Annotated in this window: 17 protein-coding genes; 7 read left to right on the top strand and 10 right to left on the bottom strand. The window is 65.6% G+C overall.

The window, feature by feature from the left end; all coding sequences use genetic code 11:
* Nucleotides 1-4 precede the first annotated feature (4 nt).
* Nucleotides 5-1,576, bottom strand: coding sequence for a carboxylesterase/lipase family protein (locus M3G14_RS10970; RefSeq protein WP_259926568.1), 1,572 nt, complete (start codon nt 1,574-1,576; stop codon nt 5-7).
* Between the two features lie 103 nt (nt 1,577-1,679).
* Here M3G14_RS10970 and M3G14_RS10965 point away from each other — a divergent pair, with 103 nt between their 5' ends.
* The 3 genes from M3G14_RS10965 (at nt 1,680) to M3G14_RS10955 (ending at nt 10,189) form a co-directional block, all read left to right on the top strand.
* Nucleotides 1,680-2,603 (top strand): hypothetical protein, encoded by a 924-nt coding sequence (locus tag M3G14_RS10965; RefSeq protein ID WP_259926567.1) that lies wholly within the window; start codon nt 1,680-1,682, stop codon nt 2,601-2,603.
* Between the two features lie 4 nt (nt 2,604-2,607).
* Nucleotides 2,608-6,324, top strand: a complete 3,717-nt coding sequence (locus M3G14_RS10960) for an ABC transporter ATP-binding protein (RefSeq protein ID WP_259926566.1) — start codon at nt 2,608-2,610, stop codon at nt 6,322-6,324.
* Between the two features lie 115 nt (nt 6,325-6,439).
* Complete coding sequence (locus M3G14_RS10955) at nt 6,440-10,189, top strand: multifunctional oxoglutarate decarboxylase/oxoglutarate dehydrogenase thiamine pyrophosphate-binding subunit/dihydrolipoyllysine-residue succinyltransferase subunit (RefSeq protein WP_259926565.1); 3,750 nt, start codon at nt 6,440-6,442, stop codon at nt 10,187-10,189.
* 97 nt (nt 10,190-10,286) lie between these two features.
* On the opposite strand, the gene M3G14_RS10950 is transcribed toward M3G14_RS10955, so the two are convergent.
* Together M3G14_RS10950 and M3G14_RS10945 are read right to left on the bottom strand one after the other, a co-directional pair.
* Nucleotides 10,287-11,036 (bottom strand): hypothetical protein, encoded by a 750-nt coding sequence (locus M3G14_RS10950; RefSeq protein ID WP_259926564.1) that lies wholly within the window; start codon nt 11,034-11,036, stop codon nt 10,287-10,289.
* A 42-nt stretch (nt 11,037-11,078) separates the two neighbouring features.
* Nucleotides 11,079-11,594, bottom strand: a complete 516-nt coding sequence (locus M3G14_RS10945; protein WP_259926563.1) for a general stress protein — start codon at nt 11,592-11,594, stop codon at nt 11,079-11,081.
* 141 nt (nt 11,595-11,735) lie between these two features.
* On the opposite strand from M3G14_RS10945, the gene M3G14_RS10940 reads away from it, so the two are divergent.
* Nucleotides 11,736-12,872 (top strand): Mrp/NBP35 family ATP-binding protein, encoded by a 1,137-nt coding sequence (locus M3G14_RS10940; protein WP_259926562.1) that lies wholly within the window; start codon nt 11,736-11,738, stop codon nt 12,870-12,872.
* 9 nt (nt 12,873-12,881) lie between these two features.
* On the opposite strand, the gene tatB is transcribed toward M3G14_RS10940, so the two are convergent.
* The 3 genes from tatB to sigE form a co-directional block, all read right to left on the bottom strand.
* Nucleotides 12,882-13,301, bottom strand: a complete 420-nt coding sequence (gene tatB, locus M3G14_RS10935; protein WP_259926561.1) for a Sec-independent protein translocase protein TatB — start codon at nt 13,299-13,301, stop codon at nt 12,882-12,884.
* 4 nt (nt 13,302-13,305) lie between these two features.
* Nucleotides 13,306-13,659 carry a zf-HC2 domain-containing protein gene (locus M3G14_RS11660; protein WP_311201374.1) on the bottom strand — a complete coding sequence of 118 codons (354 nt, stop codon included), beginning with the start codon at nt 13,657-13,659 and terminating at the stop codon, nt 13,306-13,308.
* 76 nt (nt 13,660-13,735) lie between these two features.
* Nucleotides 13,736-14,371, bottom strand: coding sequence for an RNA polymerase sigma factor SigE (sigE, locus tag M3G14_RS10925; RefSeq protein ID WP_259926560.1), 636 nt, complete (start codon nt 14,369-14,371; stop codon nt 13,736-13,738).
* A gap of 95 nt (nt 14,372-14,466) precedes the next feature.
* Here sigE and M3G14_RS10920 point away from each other — a divergent pair, with 95 nt between their 5' ends.
* Nucleotides 14,467-15,156, top strand: coding sequence for an O-methyltransferase (locus M3G14_RS10920; RefSeq protein WP_396122262.1), 690 nt, complete (start codon nt 14,467-14,469; stop codon nt 15,154-15,156).
* Here M3G14_RS10920 and glgC read toward each other — a convergent pair.
* Nucleotides 15,153-16,379 carry a glucose-1-phosphate adenylyltransferase gene (gene glgC / locus M3G14_RS10915; RefSeq protein WP_259926558.1) on the bottom strand — a complete coding sequence of 409 codons (1,227 nt, stop codon included), beginning with the start codon at nt 16,377-16,379 and terminating at the stop codon, nt 15,153-15,155. The two genes, M3G14_RS10920 and glgC, sit on opposite strands and share 4 nt — an antisense overlap.
* Before the next feature lie 122 nt (nt 16,380-16,501).
* Between glgC and glgA the strand changes: the two genes are divergently transcribed.
* On the top strand, nt 16,502-17,656 hold the full coding sequence (gene glgA, locus M3G14_RS10910; protein ID WP_259926557.1) for a glycogen synthase: 1,155 nt from the start codon (nt 16,502-16,504) through the stop codon (nt 17,654-17,656).
* A gap of 48 nt (nt 17,657-17,704) precedes the next feature.
* Nucleotides 17,705-19,150, top strand: a complete 1,446-nt coding sequence (locus M3G14_RS10905; protein ID WP_259926556.1) for a GH32 C-terminal domain-containing protein — start codon at nt 17,705-17,707, stop codon at nt 19,148-19,150.
* Here the strand turns inward: M3G14_RS10905 and M3G14_RS10900 are convergent.
* The 3 genes from M3G14_RS10900 to M3G14_RS10890 all read right to left on the bottom strand — a co-directional run bounded on the left by M3G14_RS10900 (nt 19,147) and on the right by M3G14_RS10890 (nt 20,718).
* Nucleotides 19,147-20,010: a methyltransferase domain-containing protein gene (locus M3G14_RS10900; protein WP_259926555.1), complete on the bottom strand. Its 864-nt coding sequence runs from the start codon at nt 20,008-20,010 to the stop codon at nt 19,147-19,149. The genes M3G14_RS10905 and M3G14_RS10900 overlap by 4 nt on opposite strands.
* Before the next feature lie 56 nt (nt 20,011-20,066).
* Nucleotides 20,067-20,237 (bottom strand): DUF3117 domain-containing protein, encoded by a 171-nt coding sequence (locus tag M3G14_RS10895; protein ID WP_070763036.1) that lies wholly within the window; start codon nt 20,235-20,237, stop codon nt 20,067-20,069.
* Nucleotides 20,238-20,331: 94 nt separating this feature from the next.
* Nucleotides 20,332-20,718 (bottom strand): cell division protein DivIVA, encoded by a 387-nt coding sequence (locus M3G14_RS10890; protein ID WP_259926554.1) that lies wholly within the window; start codon nt 20,716-20,718, stop codon nt 20,332-20,334.

Here is a 20,718-nt window from a genome sequence, read left to right as displayed (position 1 = left end):
CCGCTTACACCGGCCCGTCCTGCGCAAGCCCCTGCGTAAACGAATCCACCAGATCCTGCCGGTGCATGCCCCATTCGCGCATGTCAAAGCCCTCCCAAGCGCGACGCTGCGCCGCCTTCGGGTCGTATTCCACATAAGAGGACGCCGCGAACACCGCGGTAGCGCGACCTGGTTCGGTGTCGCTGCGGAAGCCGTAGATCGGCCACTTCTCCCCAGGGTGGGCGTTATGGAAAAAGGACCCCCAGTGGTATTGCATGGCGGCGCTGACCTCATCAAAGTCTGCGCGCTGCGGGAACGGGTCGAGTTTGGCTGCGCGGGTCGCGCGCGCGTCCCCGAAGACGGCAGTTAGCTCCGAGGTGTGCATCGCCCCCAGGCCGAGCCGCCGCATCGTGGCCGAGGCGTATTCAAAGCGGTACATCCAGGTTGGGGCTTTGCGTCGGTGCTCGGTGGCCAGCATGACTGACGGCGCCCAAAAGACCGCGTCGGCGATGAGCGCCGCGAACTTGCGGCGCCCGTCCACGTGGTCGTAGGTGGCCAGCACCGCGTCTGCGTGAGCCGGGTCGTAGACGCCGAGTGCCCGGCGCGCGGCCTTCAACCGCGACTTGTTGGTTTGGTAGAGCGCTTTGGCAAAGCTCGCCTCGTCCGAGTTCGTGCCGATGATCAGCGGCACAGCCGCCTGCTCGCCTTGTTGGAAGACGTCGATTGGGTGCGCGGGGAGCGTGATGCCGTCGACAGTCGGCATAAAGCTGGTGTTGAATTGGACGATTTCTTTGCGGTTGAGCAGCATGGACTGCCCCACCCGCACGAGCGCTTCGGCGTCGGCGGCGCGCAGCTCTGCCAGCCCGGTGCTCGGCGGCAGCCCCATGCCGCGCAGCAGTTTGCGGACCCACATCTCGGCTTGGACACGCGAGTGCACGCTTGCCACCGGCGGCGACTGCGCGATCGCGCGGTGGAACAAACCGCGCGCTGCCGGTGCGCACATGAGGTGGATAACGCCAGCGCCGCCTGCGGACTCGCCCATGATGGTCACGCGTCCGGCGTCGCCGCCGAAATTCGCCGCGTTGTCGTGTACCCACCGCAGGGCAAGGATTTGGTCGAGGAGGGCTGGGTTGGCCACGCAATCGCCGCCGAGGCTGCGGAAATCGAGGTAGCCGAACACGCCGAGGCGGAAATTCACGGAGATGTAGACCACGTCGGTGGTGTTGGCCAGGAAGTGTCCTTGCAGGACTTTTTCGTGGCTCGAGCCCGTGACGAAGGTCCCGCCGTGGAAGTACACCACCACGGGCAGTTCCTCGTCGGTATTGGGGCGCACGATGTCGAGGGTGAGACAGTCCTCGGTGCCGATGACGTTGTCGGTCCAGCCGAAGAAGCCCTGCATTGCGGGCGGGGCATACGCTGTGGCATCACGGGTCCCGGACCAGGGTGCGACAGGTTTGGGCGCGCGGAAGCGCCCCTCGCCGCCGGTGGTGGCACCGTAGGGCACGCCACGGAACGTGCGCACGCCGGTGCGGGGATCCACCACGCCACGCACCCGGCCTGCCGTGGTGACAGCGATTGGCTCCTCCGTGGTCTCCATAGCACCCCACAGTAAGCGAGCACGCGCATCAATGCGCCCCGCCTCCCCCGTCGCCGCCCAATGTTGCAAAATGGAGCAGAAGTCATGCTTGAAGGAGAGGTATATGGGATTGTTTTCACGCCGCAAGAAGGACGCGCCCGCACGCGGAGAGGACCGCGGAGAGGGCACTGCTGCGCCGACGGACTTGGCGGAGCTTAAGCAGGCCTCCGGGCCGATCGGGCGCGCGTTTATCAGCGCGGTGGAAAAGGCCGTCCAGCTGCAGACCAGCACGATCCGCGCCTACGTCGATTGGCTGCGTCGCCAGGATGAAAGCGCCACCCCGGCGCAGGTGCAGGAACGCATGGACGCGCACTTCCGCAATACCGTTTCCGCCACCGGCGCCGGCGTTGGTGCGGCGGCAGCCGTACCCGGTGTAGGCCTGGTTACCGGCTCGGCTGCGGTGGCCGGTGAGTCGGTCCTGTTCTTGGATCTTGCAGCCTTCTACACCGTGGCGTCGGCGTACCTGCGCGGGGATGACCCGGAGGACCCCGAGCAGCGTCGCGCGATGGTGCTCACCGTGCTCGCAGACGCAGAAGGCCTCGCTGTCGTGGATACTTTCGTCGGTGAAAACGCGACGCGACTGCCCTCGCGCTCCACGCTGAGCCGCTTTGCCGGTCCCGGCCTGGCGGAGGCCAACGGCATGCTGGCCCGCACCGCGATGAAGACGATGAAGACGGTGCGCAAGCGGATGCGCCGCGCCTGGATTGGCAAGATGCTGCCGCTCGGACTCGGCGCGATCGCAGGTACGACAGCGAACCGCAAGCTCGCCGACGCGATCATCTCCCGCGTCTCGAACTCGCTTGCCCTGCTCCCGGATGCCTTTGCCGCCCCACTGCCTCCGCGCGACAAGGAAGAGAAGGAGACGGCAGGCTTGAGCCTCGATCCGAAGTCCTACGCCCGGTGGATCCGCAACCTCTTCGACCGCAAGGATGACGATGACACGGAGCGCGCCAACATCGACGCCGCGGTAGAAGCCACCAAACACTAGCCCCATGCACGACACCCCCGCCCCGAAACGCGGTGTGCAGCTGCTGCGCCGCTCTTTTGCTGCCAACCGCGCCGCCACGGCGCTCGCCTTCGCCGCTGCCGCGCTCGCCGCGGGGCTGCAGGTGGTGCTTCCGGCACTGACGGGGCGCGCGGTGGATATCGCCACCGGCAACGCCGAGGGTTCCATCACTGCCACGGCGTGGGCGATGGTGGGCATCGCGCTGGTCACCTACGCGCTCGGGGCATTGCGCCGCTACGCTTCCGGCAGGCTTGCGGCAACCTCGCAGCACTGGTTGCGCCTGGAACTGCTGCGCACCCTGCACCGCTTAGACGGCAACGGCCAAGACGACATCGTGACCGGGCAGATCGTCTCGCGCTCGATTTCAGATTTGAACCTCTATGCGATGGTGCTGGGGCAAACGCCGATGTTTTTTACCCGCGCGATGCAGCTGGTCGGCACGCTCGTGGTGATGTGCACCATGGATCTTTCGCTCACCGCGATGGCGCTGTGCCTGTTGCCGCTGATTCTGTGGGAGGCGAATCGCTCGCGCAAAGCGCTCTACGCGGCGACGTGGGTCAATCAGCAGGCCACCGCGGACTTGGCGGAGCACGTGGAAGAAACCATCTCCGGGGTGCGGGTGGTCAAGGCGTTTGGTGGGGAGCAGCGTGGCGTCGACACGCTTGATGGCTTGGGCCGCGAACTGTATGCGGTGAAGATGCGGGCCGCGAAGCTGTCGGCGCGCTTCCAGCCACTGCTCACCCAGCTGCCGAACGTGGCGCTGGTGATCACGATTGTCGCGGCGGGGCTCATTGTGATCCGCGGCGGCATCACCATCGGCGTATTTGTGGCGTTTACTGCATACCTGACGTCGTTGACCTCGTCGATGTCCATGCTGACCAACCAATACGTGCGCCTCCAGATGGGCATGAGCAGTTTCGGCCGCCTCGACCAAGTCCTCGCGCTCGCCCCGGACGCCGCTCCCACCCGCGGCCGTGCGCCGGCTGGGCCCGTGGGGCTCGCCTTCGACCGCGTCCGCTTCGCCACCGGCGGCAACACGGTGCTGCGCGGTGTAAGCTTCCGCGTCACACCGGGTGAGACACTGGCGGTCGTCGGACCGCCCGGCGCAGGCAAGACTATGGCGGTGCAGCTCGCCGGCGGTTTCTATCGCCCGGATGCGGGCCGCTGCCTGCTTCTCGACGCCAACAGCCACCCCACCGACTACGCCGACCTCTCCCCCAGCGAGATTCGCAGCAAGGTCACCTGCGTCTTCGACGACGCCTTCCTGTTTTCCAGCTCCGTCTTCGACAACATCGCGCTCGGCGCACCCGCCGCACTCCGCGGCGCGGACCTGCAGCGCGCCGTCCATGAGGCGGCCCGGCTCGCGTGCGCGACCGAGTTCATCGAGCAGCTCGAAAACGGCTACGACACCACCGTCGGCGAGCGGGGCCTGACCCTGTCCGGTGGGCAACGACAACGCATCGCGCTCGCCCGGGCGCTCATCTCGCGCCCCGAGGTGCTCGTGCTTGACGACGCCACCAGCGCCATCGATGCCACAACCGAAGCACACATCCTGCACAATCTCCGCACCAAACTCGACGGGGTCGCCGTCGTGGCCATCGCGCACCGGCAGTCCACGGTCGACCACGCCGACCATGTCCTTGTCCTCGACGCCGGCACCGTCACCGCCGAGGGAACGCGCGAGGAGGTCGTGGCCACCGAAGCCTACACACGCCTCATGGCACCCGGAGAAGCAAAGGACGCGGCACCGGCCGGAGAGCCGACGCACGACAAGCTGTGGCCGGAGGTCGCGGCACCGACGCGGCGCGTCGTGGCGCACGCTGGTCCGCACGCGGTGGTGGCGGATGCGGAGGTGCTCGCGAACGTCGAGAAGCTGCCCCCTGCGCGGGAGACCCCCGGGCTCGATGAGGACACACTCGCGCGCCTGCGCACGCCGACCGGTGCGGGCAACGAGTTCAAGGTCTCGCAGCTATTTCGCGCGGTCCGCGGCCTGATCGCGGCGACGGTCGTACTGCTTGTGATCGGGGTGCTGGCGGATCTCGCCTTTCCCACCTTGATCCGCGCGTCCATCGACAACGGCATTGCCCCAGCCGATCCGCGCGCCCTGTTTACCATCGCCGGCGCCGCCCTCGGCGTGGTGTGTGTGGCGTGGGGCGCGAACGCCTGGCTAACGGTACTGTCGGCGCGCAGCGGCGAGCGCCTACTCTACGGGCTGCGGCTGCGCTCGTACGCGCACCTGCAGCAGCTGGGCTTGAGCTATTTCGAGCGGCACCTTTCCGGGCGCATCATCACGCGACTGACCACCGACATCGATACGCTGTCCAGCTTTTTGCAGACGGGCCTGGCGCAGGCGATCGTGGCGGTCGGCAGCCTGGTGGGCGTCTCGGCCATGCTGTTGGCGACCGACGACCAGCTCACGCTCACCGCGCTCAGCGCGGTGCCGGTCATCGCGGTGGCCACGTTCGTCTTCCGCCGCCTCTCGCGCCGCTTCTTCCGCGCGGCCCGCACGCAAATTTCCGCGGTCAACGGCGAGTTCGCAGAACTCATCGGCGGCATCCGCGTCACGCAGATGTATAACGCCGAGGCCCGCGCGGAGGCAGCCTTTGCGCGCGCCTCGCTGCACTACCAGCGGCTGCGCATGCGCTCGGTCGGCCTGCTCGCCGCCTATTTCCCCGGAATGCAGGCCATCTCGCAGATTATGACAGCCGCGGTCGTCGGCGTGGGCGCGCACCGCGTGGCCGCCGGCGACTTGTCTGTCGGCGTGCTCGTCGCCTTCACCATGTACTTAAGCCAGCTCTACGGGCCGATCCAGCAGCTGGGCCAGATCTTCGACTCCTGGCAGCAGGCGACCGTGAGCTTCGAGCGGATCACCCAGCTTCTCGACGAGCGCACCACCGTCCCCGACCACGGCACCAACCCGGGTGCCGCCGAGGCCGCCCGTGGCGTGCTGGCGCTGGAGCGGGTGAGCTTTGGTTACGGTGGCGTCGAGAAGCATTCGCACCCGCGCCTCGTCATCGAGGACATGGACCTTGCCATCCAACCGGGCGAAACGGTCGCCCTGGTGGGGCCAACCGGCGCGGGCAAGTCCACCGTGGTCAAGCTGCTGGCGCGCTTCTACGACCCGACGGCGGGCCGGATTTCCGCCAGCGGCACCGACATCGCGGACTTCCCGCTGCCGAGCTGGCGGCGCGCGCTGGCGCAGGTGCCGCAGGAGTCCTACCTCTTCCCCGGCACCGTCGCCGACAACATCGCCTACGGCTGGGACGTCGGCGGCGACCGAGGCGCACGCGAAAAAGAAATCGAAGACGCCGTGCGCAGGCTTGGGGCCTTGGACGTGATCGCTGCGATCCCCGGCGGGTTTCACGCGCCCGTCGGTGAGCGCGGGCGGGGCTTAAGCTCCGGGCAGCGGCAAATCATCGCCCTGGCACGGGCCGAGATGCTGCGCCCGGACGTCGTGCTTCTCGACGAAGCCACCGCCACTCTCGACCCGGCGACCGAACACGCGGTGCTGGATGCCGCGGGGCGCGCGACGGCGGGGCGGACCTCGATCATCGTGGCGCACCGGTTGCTCACCGCAAAACGGGCCGACCGAGTCATCGTGATCGATGGAGGACGTATCATAGAGGCCGGGACACACGAAACCCTCGTGAAATCGGAAGGAAAATATGCCCAAATGTGGGCAATTAACCGAGATCGGGGGTAGGCAACAGTAGTGTCGTGGAAGAATGCAGTAGAGATTTAACGCTCTGCTAACCAAGAGAATTACAGTCTAGAAAACACTCGAGATCGTACCCGACAGAAAGAGGCGAGGACCTGCCGTGAGCAGCGATAACACGTTCGGCCAGAATGATTGGCTGGTTGACGAGATGTTCCAGCAGTACCAGGAGGACCCAAATTCCGTAGACGCGGAGTGGCGCAAATTCTTTGAAGCCAAGGGCAGCCCCCGTTCTGCACAAGGTGCAGGCACAGCTGGCAAGGCCGGCAAGGACACTGCCGCTTCCGCGCCGAAGACCAATGCAAAGGTCGCCGCCACCACTGGCGCGCCGAGCCAGGACGGCCGCGAAACCCAGGTCGACAGCGCCGCGAAGAAGGCGAAGGCCACCTCCAACAAGCAGACGTCTGCGCTGCCGAAGCCGAAGAAGTCGCCGCTCGACGGCATCAACGGCGTCACTGTGGAACCGGGTGAATACCAGCTCAAGGGCGCGTTCAAGGCGATCGCCAAGAACATGAACGAGTCGCTCGAGGTTCCCACCGCCACCACCGTGCGCGACATGCCGGTCAAGCTGATGTTTGAGAACCGCTCGCTGATCAACGACCACCTCAAGCGCACCCGCGGCGGGAAGATCTCCTTTACCCACATCATCGGCTACGCGATTGTCCAGGCCACCAAGCTGCACCCGGACATGAACAAGAACTACAAGGAGGATGGCAAGAAGTCCTTCGCTGTACAGCCGGAGCACGTCAACCTCGGTCTGGCCATTGACCTGCCGGGCAAGGACGGCTCCCGCTCCCTCGTTGTGGCCGCGATCAAGGAGACCGAGAAGCTCGCCTTCAACGAGTTCATTGACGCCTACGAAGACATTGTGAAGCGCGCCCGCGACGGCAAGCTGACCATGGACGACTTCTCCGGCGTGACCATCCAGCTGACCAACCCGGGCGGCATCGGCACCCGCCACTCCATCCCGCGCCTGACCAAGGGCCAGGGCACCATCATCGGCGTCGGCGCCATGGACTACCCGGCCGAGTTCGCCGGCGCGTCCGAGGACCGCCTCGCCGAGCTCGGCGTGGGCAAGCTGGTCACCCTGACCTCCACCTACGACCACCGCGTGATCCAGGGCGCGGAGTCCGGCGAGTTTTTGCGCGACATCTCCCAGCTGCTTATCGACGACAAGTTCTGGGACGAGATCTTCACCGCCCTCGACATCCCCTACTCCCCGATGCGCTGGGCACAGGACCTGCCGAACTCTGGTGTCAACAAGGACACCCGCGTCATGCAGCTCATCCAGGCGTACCGCTCCCGTGGCCACCTCATTGCGGATACCAACCCGCTGCGCTGGCACCAGCCGGGCCTGCCGGTACCGGACTCGCGTGACCTGCTGCTCGAGTCCCACGGCCTGACCATCTGGGACCTGGACCGCACCTTCCACGTCGGCGGTTTCGGTGGTAAGGAAACCATGACGCTGCGCGAGGTCATGTCGCGTCTGCGCGCCGCCTACACCCTGCACGTCGGCGCCGAGTTCACCCACGTGATGGACCGCGACGAGCGCGAGTGGCTCCGCGACCGCCTCGAGATCGGTATGCCGAAGCCGACGAGCGCGGAGCAGAAGTACATCCTGCAGAAGCTCAACGCCGCCGAGGCCTTCGAGAACTTCCTGCAGACCAAGTACCTGGGCCAGAAGCGCTTCTCGCTCGAGGGCGCAGAGACCCTCATCCCGCTCATGGACGCAGTGATCGACACCGCTGCGGGCCAGGGCCTCGACGAGGTCGTCATCGGCATGCCGCACCGCGGCCGCCTCAACGTCCTGTTCAACATCGTGGGTAAGCCGGTCGCTACCATCTTCAACGAGTTTGAGGGCAACGTGCAGTCCGCCCAGCAGGGCGGCTCCGGCGACGTGAAGTACCACCTCGGCTTCGAAGGCCAGCACATCCAGATGTTCGGCGACGGCGAGATCAAGGTCTCCCTGGCCGCCAACCCCTCCCACCTCGAGGCCGTCGACCCGGTCCTGGTGGGTATGGCTCGCGCCAAGGCGGACCTGCTCAAGGAAGCCGGCGTCCGCGAGGACAACCCGGTCGTGCCGATCATGCTGCACGGCGACGCCTCCTTCGCTGGCCTCGGCGTGGTCCAGGAGACCCTGAACCTGTCCCGCCTGCCGGGCTACTCCGTCGGCGGCACCGTCCACATCGTGGTGAACAACCAGATCGGCTTCACCACCACCCCGGACTCCGGCCGCTCCTCCTACTACGCCACCGACCTGGCCAAGGGCTTCGACTGCCCGGTCTTCCACGTCAACGGCGACGACCCGGAGGCTGCCGCATGGGTGGCACAGCTGGCCACCGAGTACCGCCGCGAGTTCGGCAAGGACGTCTTCATCGACCTCATCTGCTACCGCCTGCGCGGTCACAACGAAGCCGACGACCCGACGGTAACCCAGCCGGTGATGTACGACCGCATCCACAGCCACGATTCGGTGCGTACCCGCTATACCAAGGACCTCATCGGCCGCGGCGACATCACCGCCGAGGACGCAGAGAAGGCCGCACAGGACTTCCACGACCAGCTGGACTCCGTGTTCACCGACGTGAAGGAGAGCGAGGGCAAGCCGAGCGAGCAGACCGGTATCACCGACTCGCAGGAGCTCACGCGCGGCCTGGATACGTCGATTAGCGAGGACACGTTTAAGCGCCTCGCCGAAGCCTTCCAGAACCTGCCGGAGGACTTTGCTGCGAACAAGCGCCTGAAGTCCGTGATGAAGAAGCGCGGTGGCTCGTTTACCGACGGCGACATCGACTGGGGCTGGGGCGAACTGCTCGCCTTCGGCTCCCTGGCCGAGGCAGGCAAGTTCGTCCGCCTCGCCGGCGAGGACTCCCAGCGCGGCACCTTCACCCAGCGCCACGCGGTCCTGTACAACCCGGATAACGGCGAAGCCTACAACCCGCTCGATCACAACGCGATCGAGGCCGGCAACGGCGGCCGCTTCGAGGTCTTCAACTCCGCGCTCACCGAGTTCGCGGGCATGGGCTTTGAGTACGGCTACACCCTGGGCAACAAGGACGCCATGGTGGCCTGGGAGGCACAGTTCGGTGACTTTGCCAACGGTGCGCAGACCATCATCGACGAGTACGTTTCCTCCGGCGAGACCAAGTGGGGCGAGCTGTCGTCGCTGACGCTGCTGCTCCCCCACGGCTACGAGGGCCAGGGCCCGGACCACTCCTCGGCACGTATCGAGCGCTACCTGCAGCTCGTCGCAGAGGGCTCCATGACCGTCGCCCAGCCGTCCACCCCGGCGAACCACTTCCACCTGCTGCGCCGCCAGGCGCTCGGCGAGATGAAGCGTCCGCTGGTGGTCTTCAGCCCGAAGTCCATGCTGCGCAACAAGGCAGCCGTATCCCAGCCGGCCGACTTCATCGAGGTGGACCGCTTCCAGTCCGTCATCGACGACCCGAAGTTCGTCGAGCGCGGCAACAAGAAGATCGCCGACACTGACAAGGTCACCACGATCATGCTGTGCTCCGGCAAGATCTACTGGGACCTGGAGAAGAAGCGTGAGAAGGACGGCCGCGACGACGTGGCAATCATCCGCGTCGAGATGCTCCACCCGATCCCCTTCAACCGCCTGCGCGACGCGTTTGCGAACTACCCGAACGCAAAGCAGATTCGCTGGGTGCAGGACGAGCCGGCCAACCAGGGCGCATGGCCGTTCTACAACGAGCACCTGCGCAACCTGATCCCGGACATGCCGGAGATGGTCCGCGTCTCCCGCCGCTCCCAGTCCACCACCGCTACCGGTGTGGCAAAGGTGCACCAGCAGGAGGAGAAGGCGCTGCTCGAGGAAGCCTTCGAAAAGTAGGCGAAAAGTAGGCGAGCAAAACGCCCACGAAAAACCGGCCCCGGGAACTCTTCGATTCCCGGGGCCGGTCCTCTTTTCTTCGCGCGCCGCCGAAGTCTTAGACCGGTGCCTCCGCCCCTTCCGCATCGCTGTCATTCTGCGACCGCGGATTGTCGGGGTTGATGCCGGCGTACTCCATGAGCCATTCCTTGGTCACGTCACGCACACCTTCGCCATTATCGACGCGTTCGGCCATCTCCGCGATATCGTCGGTGGCCATCACGCGGGTAATGAAGTTCAGGCGCTTGATTTCGCGGCGGCTCAGTTTGCCCTCTTTCAACAGGGGCACGAGGTTCTGCGGCAGGCCGACCTCCGCCGCCTCACTGTCCGCACACCCCTGGGCTGGCGAAGGGTCGACCGTACGGATGTCGTGCGGGAAGGTCGCCACAAGCGACGCGTAGACCTCATCAGCCCGCTGCGCATTCGGGGCGGTGGCAGCTTCCTCTTCCTCACCGATGTACGTCTTAGCCGTGGCGCGGTCGAAGTCGTACAGCAGTTTGCCAGTACAGCTGACCACGAGGTCGATTTCGCCCTCGCGCAGCGCGTCCAAGGCGCTGCTCTGCTCGAAGCTGGTGTTCGCCGCCATCCCGACGGGGCGTCCGTAGGCGGCGAACACCTGGCTGTAGATCTCGCCGACGACCAATTGCTCCGCGTCCTCCGGGTTCACGCCGATGGCGAGCGTTTCCTCGCCGTCATTTTGGAGCACGCCAAAGGTGGCGAACTTCTCGCTGGCTGCGCAGCCGGTGAGGCTCAGCGCACCCGCCACTGTCACCAGCATCGCCGTCGTTCGGCGCAGCGCCTCACGCATCGCGGCACACCTTCCTTTCCGCCTTGGGTTGCCTGTCTTAGTTTAGAGTCCGCGCTCCTCCGGCTGGGCATTCGGATCCGCCGGGTGGGCAGCGATCATGTCTCGCGCACGCATCGCCACGTCCTGCTCGGCGAGCACGTCGTAGCGGCCAGCCACGATGTTGGTCGCCGAGGAGAAATCACGCTTGCCCCCGGTAAACCCGTAGGCCGCTGCCGCAGAAATCAGCCCAAAGATCGCACCGATGAGCAGCGACATGAACAGAATCGACCAGGTCGCCTCGCCGGGAGAAAAGACCCCGAGCAGCAGGCCGATAAACAGACCGAACCACATCCCGGACAGCGCCCCGCCGCCGAGGACGCGCGGCCACGTCAACCGCCCAGTGATCTTCTCCACCTGCATGAGGTCGACGCCGACGATGGTGAGTTTTTCCACGGGAAACTCCGCATCCGACAGCGCATCGACGGCGCTTTGGGCCTCCGCGTACGTGCGGAAACTTCCGACTGGCCAGCCGGTAGGGATTTCACGGGTCGGCAGCTGGCGGGGATTCGGCGTTGCCATGCGTCACGCTCACTTTCTACGGGGTGTTGCCCGTGCGTTGCGACAAATCAGGTGGGTGCAAAACCCTCATTGTACTGCGCGCAAGGCTGCAATGGGGCAAGGTGGGTTCTTCGCCACGCACAACTTATACTTGGGGCTGTTATGACTGCTTCTTCTCCGATTACAGAAACCGCTGTCTACGAGGCGCTCGCGCGCGTCGAAGACCCGGAAATTGGCAAACCAATTACCGAGCTCGGCATGGTTGAGTCCGTGGCTATTGACGGTGCCGACGTCGCCGTCGGGGTCTACCTCACCATCGCCGGCTGCCCCATGCGGGACACTATCGAGTCCAACACGCGCGCGGTGCTCGAGGAGCTCGACGGCGTCGGCCGCGTCGATGTCACCCTGCACACGATGAGCGACGAACAGCGCCGCGAGCTCGCCCAAAAGCTGCGTGGCGAGCAAACTGGCCCGGTGATCCCCTTCGCTGACCCGGACACGCGCACCCGCGTCTTTGCCGTCGCCTCGGGTAAAGGCGGCGTCGGTAAGAGCTCGATGACGGTCAACCTGGCTACCGCGCTCGCGGCGCAGGGGCTGTCCGTGGGCATTGTCGACGCCGACATCTACGGCCACTCCATCCCCGGGCTCATGGGCTCGCAGGACCAGGGGCCGACCGTGGTCGACGAGATGCTCATGCCGCCGATCGCCCACAACGTGCGCCACATTTCCGTCGGTCAGTTCGTCGAGGGCAACGCCCCGATCGTGTGGCGCGGGCCGATGCTCACCCGCGCGATCCAGCAGTTCCTCGCCGACGTGTACTGGGGCGACCTCGACGTGCTCTTTATGGACCTGCCCCCGGGCACCGGCGACGTGGCGATTACCGTTGCGCAGCTCGTGCCCAACGCGGAGCTGCTCATCGTGACTACCCCGCAGGCCGCGGCCGCGGAAGTCGCCGAGCGCGCGGGCACCATCTCTCAGCAGACGAACCAGCCAATCGCCGGCGTCATCGAAAATATGGCGGGCATGGTCATGCCGGACGGCTCCACCATGCACATTTTCGGCGAGGGCGGCGGTGAGCACGTCGCCGAGCGGCTCACCGCACTCACCGACGACGAGGTCCCGCTCCTCGGCTCCATCCCCCTGGACCCGAAGCTGCGGGAAAATGGCGACGAAGGAACGCCGGTCGTGCTTTCGCAGCCGGACTCCCCCGCCGCACGCGCCATCGCGGACGTCGCCGCCAAGCTCAAGGTGCGCCGCGACTCCCTTGCAGGTAAGAGCCTCAACCCGCAGGTGAAGTAACTCCGCGCGCTAGGTGATGTCGGCCCAGGAGAACCCTCCTCCGGCGGCCGGCGGTTCCTGCTTGCGTGAGCCGTCGGGGTTGCGCTTCACCGGCGGCTTCGGAGTCCGGGCCTGTGGGCTCTCGTTGAGCGCGGTGCGCGGGTCGATGTCGTCGAAGGGGTGCTCGTCGCCGTCGAAAAGCATCTGCGAAATCGCGCGCTTCGGCCCCATGGCGGCGTATTTGGACACCGTCTCCATGGGCTGCCGGAACTCCTCGAACTCACCGAGCTCGCCGTTGAGCTCAGCTTTCGCATTGGTGATGGCCTTGCGCGCCGCATAAATCGCCGCCCGGACGTCTTCCAGCACGCCCGGCAGGCGCTCGGGGCCGATGATAATCAGGCCCAAGACAATGATGAAGAAGATCTCGCCCCAACCGATGTTGGAAAACACTGCCTTACTCCTTCTCCCCGCGCCGCGTTAGGGTGCGAAACACCGTTTCCATCTTATCCAGCACCCCACTCTGTGCCGCCGCGGCCTGCCCATCGCGAGCCTCGCTCTCCCTCGCGTCCTCGTGACGCAACTGCGTGAGCCGCTCCACCAGGGATGGCGGCGCGTGCAACTCCTCGTCGTTGCAACCGCGTACGCGTTGCGCGGTGCGGCGCTGTGCAAGCACCTCGGCCCAGCACTCCGGGCACTGCGCGAGGTGCACGCGTGCTCTGCGCATCGCGGTGTTGCTCAGCTCGCCGTCGGTAAACGCGGCAACCGCCTCCGGGCTGAGGTGCTCGGTGGAAGAAAAGCGTTTGTGCACCGTTGCCCGCACTCCTCTCGTGCCCAAAGGGATCCTTATCGACGGCACCAGCTTACGCGCCGAACTGACCACGCTGCTAGCGCGTCCGGATGAGCTCGTGGGCTGCGTCGTCGTGCTTTGCCTGGCGCTGAAGCGATTCCCGCAGCTGCATCCGGCCGCGGTGAATGCGCGAGCGCACCGTCCCCATCTTCACGCCCAGCGTGTCGGCGATCTCCTCATAGGTCATCCCCACGACGTCACACAGGACCACCGCGACGCGAAAATCTGGGCTCAGCTCGTCGAGCGCGTGCTGCAACGCCGGGTCGAGGTTCGACACCGTGTAGGCCTGCTCGGGCGTCATGTCGGTGCCGGGGACGCGCTCGTAATCCTCGGGCAGCGCCTCCATCCTGATGGTGGCGCGGTGGCGCACCATATCCAAAAAGAGGTTGGTGGTGATGCGGTGCAGCCAGCCTTCGAAGGTGCCCGGCTTGTAATGCTTGAGGCTGCGGAACACACGCATGAATGTCTCTTGGGTCAGGTCTTCCGCGTCGTGCTGGTTGCCCGAGAGCCGGTACGCCAGGCGGTACACGCTGTCCGCGTGTTCCTCAACCAGTTCCGACCAGCTCGGCATCCCAGCCAATCCTGCATCAAAGGCCGCCGTGCCAGAGGTTTTTGGCACGTCCGATTCCTGGTGGGCGGCGGCGGGCTGGCGTGTGAGGTCGGAAGAAGTCACCAATCCATTGTGGCAGATTCGCCTAGGCCACGGCAAGCAGATAGCCGGGCCTTTTCGTGGGTACACCCTGCCGCCGCCTGCGCGGCCCGGCTATGATGTGCGGTGTGAGTGAGACAGCTTTTTCCCAAATGATCGCCTATGCCAACAAGCGCGCCGCAGCCGACGCGCTCGCACCGGAACCTTTCGCCGAGGGCCTGCGCTTCGCGCGCACCGAGGCGGAAGAAAACGGCGTGGCAGCCCCCTCCGCGACCGTCTGTGCGCTGCTCACCAGCTTCGCTGCGACCGGTTCGCGCGATGGCGTCCCGCACGGCGCGGTGGCGGTGACCCCGGCGGCAGGCGTGGTGGGGCTGAGCATGCTCCGTGGTTTGCCGGACAAGGCGACGCTCACGTGCATCGAACCGGAGGCCGCGTTGCAGTCCGGTACCAAACAAGCGCTGCGCGCCGGTGGGTATTCGGCGTCCCGCGTGCGCTTCCTCACCGCGCGCCCACTCGACGTGATGGGCAGGCTGGCCAAGAGCGCCTACCAGCTTATCTACGCGGATGTCGCGCCAGTAGAGCTCGAACCAATGATCCGCGCCGCGTGGCCACTGCTCGCCCCCGGCGGCACGCTGATGCTCGCCGGCTCGCTGCTCGATGGCACGCTTGCCGACGCCACCCGTCGCGACCGCGAAACCGCAGCCGCGCGCGAGGCGGACGACTACGTGGGTGACTTCGCCGCCGAGCACAACGGCGTGGTCACGCGCCTGCCCCTCGATGGGGGCTTGACGCTGTTGACGAAGCGCTAGATCACTTCGTTCTTGCCCACGACTACGACGCCGTTGTCGGAGACGCGGAAGCGTTCGCTGTCGCGCTGCTTGTCCACGCCGATCAGCTCCCCGTCGGAGACGTAGACGTTCTTGTCCAAGATGCAGTGGCGCACGACCGCGCCCTTGCCAACTCGCACGCCAGGCAGAAGCACGGAGCCTTCGACAGTGGCGCCCTCTTCTACTCGCACGTCGGTGGAGAGCACGGAGTTGCGCACGGTGGCACCGGAGACAATGGAGCCGGAGGCCACGATGGACTCCTGCGCGATGCCGCCCATGACAAACTTGGCCGGCGGCAGGTTGCCGTCCTCCGTGGAGTGGATCGGCCAGGAGCTGTTGTAGAGGTTGAACACCGGGTGCGAGGAGATGAGGTCCATGTGCGCCTCGTAGAAGGAGTCGATGGTACCGACGTCGCGCCAGTAGCCCTTGTCGCGCTCAGTGGCGCCAGGCACGTGGTTTTCAGAGAAGTCGTACACATTCGCCTCGCCCTTGTTGACGAAGTACGGGATGATGTCGCCGCCCATGTCGTGCGCAGAATCCTCGTTCTGCTCGTCCTCCAACAGCGCTTGGACAAGCGCCTCGGTGGAAAAGACGTAGTTGCCCATGGAGGCGAAGGTCATCTCCGGGTCGTCCGGGGTCCCCGGCGGGTCGGCCGGCTTTTCCAAAAACTCGGTAATCGTGCCGTCCGGGTCCGACTGGATGCAGCCGAAGGCGGTCGCCTCGGCACGCGGCACGCGGATCCCGGCGACGGTTGCCGCCTTGCCGGACTTGATGTGGTCTTCGACCATCTGCGAGGGATCCATGCGGTAGACGTGGTCCGCGCCGAAGACCAGGACGTAATCCGGCTTGTCGTCGTAGATCAGGTTCAACGACTGCACGATCGCGTCGGCCGAACCGTTGTACCAACGCTTGCCGCGGCGCTGCTGGGCAGGCACGGAAGCAATGTACTGCGGCGTCGGCCCGGAGACATTCCACGCGGTGGCCACGTGGCGGTCAAGGGAGTGCGACTTGTACTGCGTCAGCACGGCAATGCGCATGTACCCCGCGTTGACCAGGTTGGACAGTACAAAATCGATCAGTCGGTAGTTGCCGCCGAAAGGCACGGCGGGTTTCGCGCGGTCGGCAGTCAGCGGGAACAGTCGCTTCCCTTCGCCGCCCGCAAGGACAATGGCTAGAACTCTTGGCTGGCTTCTCACACTTCTCAAGCGTATTGAAAATGCCCGAACCGTGCAGTGGTTCTCCCGGCCATGTGGACTTTTTCACCACTTCGGGGTTAGTCGCCCAGGTTCGGTGCAGCATTTCAGAATCGTCACTATCCTCGGGGCATATGAGAGTCGGAATGATGACCAGAGAGTATCCGCCGGAGGTCTACGGTGGTGCCGGCGTCCACGTCACTGAGTTAACGAGGTTCATGCGCAAGCTTGTCGACGTCGACGTGCACTGCATGGGTGCACCGCGCGACATGGACGGCGTCTTCGTGCACGGAGTCGACCCCGAGTTGGAAAACGCCAACGGCGCAATCAAGACACTGTCGACTGGGCTGCGCATGGCCAACGCCGCTGCCGGCTTGGATGTCGTGCACTCCCACACTTGGTACGCGGGCCTCGGTGGGCACCTTGCCGGGCAGCTGCACGAGATCCCGCACGTGGTGACCGCGCACTCGCTCGAGCCGGATCGGCCGTGGAAGCGTGAGCAGCTCGGCGGCGGGTACAACGTCTCTTCCTGGAGCGAGAAGAACGCCATGGAGTACGCGGATGCTGTCATCGCTGTGTCCTCGGGTATGAAGGACGCGATTCTGCGCGCGTACCCGCGCATCGAGCCGGACAAGGTGCACGTGGTACTCAACGGGATCGACCCGGAGCACTGGTACCCGTGCGAGACTCCCATCCTCGAGGAGCTCGGGGTGGATCCGAACAAGCCGATCGCCGCCTTCGTCGGCCGCATCACGCGCCAGAAGGGCGTGCCCCACCTGCTCAAGGCAGCCCAGCACTTTGACCAGGACATTCAGCTCATCCTCTGCGCCGGTGCCCCGGATACTCCCGAGATCGCGGCGGAGACGGAGGCGTTGGTGGACAAGCTGAGCGCAGAGCGCGAAGGCATCTTCTGGGTCAAGGACATGCTGCCGGCAGAGAAGATCCGCGAGGTCTATGCTGCCGCCGACGTGTTCGTCTGCCCCTCCATCTACGAGCCACTGGGTATCGTCAACCTGGAGGCGATGGCCTGCGAGACCGCCGTGGTGGCCTCCCGCGTGGGCGGCATCCCGGAGGTGGTCGTCGACGGCGAGACCGGGGTGTTGGTCGACTACGCAGAAGACGACCCAGCAACCTTCGAACGAGACCTCGCCGAAGCCGTGAACAAGGTCGCGGGTGATACCGCACTGTCCCAGCGCATGGGGGCGGCGGGGCTTGCCCGCGCTCGTGAGAAATTCTCTTGGGCTACCATCGCGCAGGAAACCGTGGACGTGTACAAGACGCTGCTGTAGCGAGCAACGTACATCGTCGATTAGATCCGTGAGGAACTTACACTAAGAATGAGCGTTTACAGACCTGAACTGCACGTCACCGCAGAAACCGGCATCCTCGAAGGGCCCGCGGGCGTGATCCGCGCCGGCGACAGGGACAACCGCGAGTGGCACATGTTCTACCAGTACAAGCTCGAGCCAGATGCGGCGAGCGCGTGGGGCCACGAGGTAAGCGAGGACGACCCGTTTAGCTGGTTCGAGTGCAACGACGCGGTCGTCCCGGTAGGCGGCGAGCTCAACGTGCGCGCTGGTTCTGTCGTTGCCTCCGAGGATTCCGGTGTCGGCGCGGCAGGAACCGAGGCGATCGACCTCTACTTCACCTCCAACACGGCTGCGGGCAACACCATCCAGCGCGCGCACGCTGACGATCTCGGGGCGCTCTCCGAAGACCTCGACGAGGCCGAGGACGGCAGGCTACTGCCAGCCGCAAGCATCAAACGCCTCGGCACCGTAGTCCAAGATGACGAGGAGTTTACGAGCTTCCGCTCTCCGTGCGTCATGCGTGATTGGCGCGAGTGCGCCGACCTCGGCGCGACCCACGTCGGCTGGATCATGCTTGCGGTCACCGGCCCTACCGAGGAGCCTCAGCCGGTGGTACTTTCCTCCTCCGACGGGCAATCGTGGCAGGTGGAGGGCGCGCTGACCTTCGAGGGCGAGTCCGGCCTCGACGCAGGAAGCCGGCTGGTCGCCCCGCGTCTGACCCGCTTGCGCGACGAAGTGGATAACGCCATCTACGATGTCCTCTTCCTCACCATCGAGGGCGACGACCGCGATACTGCGGTCTACCTCGTCGGCACGCTAGAAGGCAACGTGTTCAACGTGACGACCCCGGCGGCGCCGCTGGACTACGGCCACGACTTCACCCGGCCGCGCAACTCCACCTACACCCTGGAGCCCTCCAACGCGCAGGACCGTTTCGAGCGCACCTACTTCTTCGGGTTCATGGCGAAGGCGGGACGCAATATCGACCCCACCACGGAGCCGAACTGGGAGTCGGAGGGCTGGGCACAGGCACTGACCCTGCCGCGCCGCGCCACGCTGCAGCACGGCGTGCTCTACCAGGTGCCCGCCCCCGGCCTGCCGGAAGCGGTGCAGTCTTCTCGCCACGCGCTGATGTGGACCGGGCTGTGCGATATCCCGGTCGGCTCAACGGTGGTGGCCGACGTGCTCGATGGCAACGGGGACCCTGTCGCGGTGATCACCCACAACGGCGAAACGCTCACCGTGGATCGCCTGGACGGAGATCCGGTCGAGGCCAAGGTGAACGAAGACGACGAAGACAACATCACCATCATCGTCGACGGCTCCACCCTCGAGGTCTTCGCCGGCGGCGGCAGCGTGGTGACCGCTTCGCGCATCTGGTCCGCAAACGGCTACACCGGTATCCGCTCGCGCGCCACGGGCGAGGCGGAGATCTTCAACGAGTGGCGCCGCGGCTTCCCGAGCGCCCGCTAGGCCTTACGCAGGCGGACCAGCTGCCCGCGTGCGGAAACCTCTAAGCGCTCGGGCAAGGTAGCCACGCGCTCTTGGAGCACCGCGGCCTCGATGTGGCGCGCCGAAGGGCTCATGCCCACCTGCGCTGCAATCGCGTCGCGCTCAAGGCACATCGGGAACTCGATCAGCTGTGGGTCGGCGGCCAGCTCGAGGTGGCCGTCCGCCTGTTCCAGCATCCGCTCTAACTTGCCGGCCTCGACGCCAAGGATGCCGAGCGGCTCGCGCAGCTCGTCCAAATGTCCCTGGTGGGCCAGCAGGACGACCACTTCCCCGCCTGGGGCGAGGACGCGGGCGAACTCTTTCGGGTTGCGGGGCGCGAAGACGTCGGTAATCGCGTGGATGCTCTCGTCGCGCACCGGCAAGCCGGCCCAGACATCCGCGACAATCGCGCCGACGCGCGAGTGCGACTTGGCCAGGTGCTTCGCCGCCGGAACGGAGATGTCCAAGCCCACGCCGCGCGCTCCGACAACGCTGTCGAGCGTGTGCGACAAGTAGTAGCCGGTACCCGCGCCGACCTCAAGGACGGTGGGCTCCGACGCCAGCGGGGCGCTGTGCTCGAGCACGTCCTGCACGTGCTCGGTCACTGCCTCAACGAAGGGAGCGAAGTGTCCCTGGGAGAGAAACGCCTCGCGGGAATTGACCATCTCGAGTGAATCGCCCTCGTGGTTTAAGCCCTTACCACTGGTAAGGGTGACGTAGCCTTGCTTGGCCACGTCATAAGAATGCCCCGTGTCCGAGACGAGGCGCCGAAAGTCGTCCTCGCCGCGTAACGGGGAAAGGTCTACTGGGTCCGCGAGCACGTCCACGATGTCTTTGAGCATGTGGAGATTCTACCGCACATAGCGGACACCCCAGCGGTTGTAGGGTGGCGGGCGGTTTATTCGCCCGCTGCCTCGGTGAGCAGAGCACCGAGCTCGGCAGCTTCTTCCTTGCTCATCTCCACAACGAGGCGCCCGCCGCCGTCGGATGGAATGCGCATCACAATCTTGCGGCTCTCTTCTACAGCTTCCATCGGACCGCTACCAGTGCGCGGCTTCATTGCTGCCATGCGTATTCTCTCCTTCAGATTCAACAGTGTATGAAGTTCATGATACGCGCTTTTCGCCGGGCATAGCGTGATCCTGCAGCATACCCGCAGGTAACTATGCGCGATCCTCAGGTTTCGCGTCGGTGTTCGCGGGTGTGAACCCGCCGGTAAGCGGCGCGGTCTCATCGAGCGTCACGCCTTCGGTCAACGAGTGGGTCTGCACCTGCTGGGGGTTGCGTGTGGCCGCGCCGGTTGCCTCCTGGCCAGTCAGCTGCGCGATGAGCGCGTCGACTTGATCCATTCGGTAGCCGCGGTGGACGACTTCCAGCTGGATTTCGCCAAAATTGCCGTCCTCGACTGCGCGGCGGTTCGCCTCCTTGACGTCTTCGGTCTCCGGCAGCGGGGCGAGCGCCTCACCGCGGCCGAAAAGTTTCGCCGACAGCCACATTCCCAACACGAAGAACGCGGCCAGGCAAAGAATCAGCAGAATCCAAGAGAGCAT

Origin of the sequence: Corynebacterium sp. p3-SID1056, from assembly GCF_025152525.1 — a bacterium.
Taxonomy (GTDB): Bacteria; Actinomycetota; Actinomycetes; order Mycobacteriales; family Mycobacteriaceae; genus Corynebacterium.
The sequence above is the reverse complement of the archived record's forward strand: the minus strand, read 5'-3'. Positions and strand labels throughout refer to the sequence as shown.

Bases quoted from the DNA above. Each gene is read 5' to 3' on its own strand.
- M3G14_RS10970 (WP_259926568.1), bottom strand. From the start codon at position 1,576: ATGGAGACCACGGAGGAGCCAATCGCTGTCACCACGGCAGGCCGGGTG.
- M3G14_RS10965 (WP_259926567.1), top strand. From the start codon at position 1,680: ATGGGATTGTTTTCACGCCGCAAGAAGGACGCGCCCGCACGCGGAGAG.
- M3G14_RS10960 (WP_259926566.1), top strand. From the start codon at position 2,608: ATGCACGACACCCCCGCCCCGAAACGCGGTGTGCAGCTGCTGCGCCGC.
- M3G14_RS10950 (WP_259926564.1), bottom strand. From the start codon at position 11,036: ATGCGTGAGGCGCTGCGCCGAACGACGGCGATGCTGGTGACAGTGGCG.
- M3G14_RS10945 (WP_259926563.1), bottom strand. From the start codon at position 11,594: ATGGCAACGCCGAATCCCCGCCAGCTGCCGACCCGTGAAATCCCTACC.
- M3G14_RS10940 (WP_259926562.1), top strand. From the start codon at position 11,736: ATGACTGCTTCTTCTCCGATTACAGAAACCGCTGTCTACGAGGCGCTC.
- M3G14_RS10920 (WP_396122262.1), top strand. From the start codon at position 14,467: ATGTGCGGTGTGAGTGAGACAGCTTTTTCCCAAATGATCGCCTATGCC.
- glgA (WP_259926557.1), top strand. From the start codon at position 16,502: ATGAGAGTCGGAATGATGACCAGAGAGTATCCGCCGGAGGTCTACGGT.
- M3G14_RS10905 (WP_259926556.1), top strand. From the start codon at position 17,705: ATGAGCGTTTACAGACCTGAACTGCACGTCACCGCAGAAACCGGCATC.
- M3G14_RS10900 (WP_259926555.1), bottom strand. From the start codon at position 20,010: ATGCTCAAAGACATCGTGGACGTGCTCGCGGACCCAGTAGACCTTTCC.
- M3G14_RS10895 (WP_070763036.1), bottom strand. From the start codon at position 20,237: ATGGCAGCAATGAAGCCGCGCACTGGTAGCGGTCCGATGGAAGCTGTA.
- M3G14_RS10890 (WP_259926554.1), bottom strand. From the start codon at position 20,718: ATGCTCTCTTGGATTCTGCTGATTCTTTGCCTGGCCGCGTTCTTCGTG.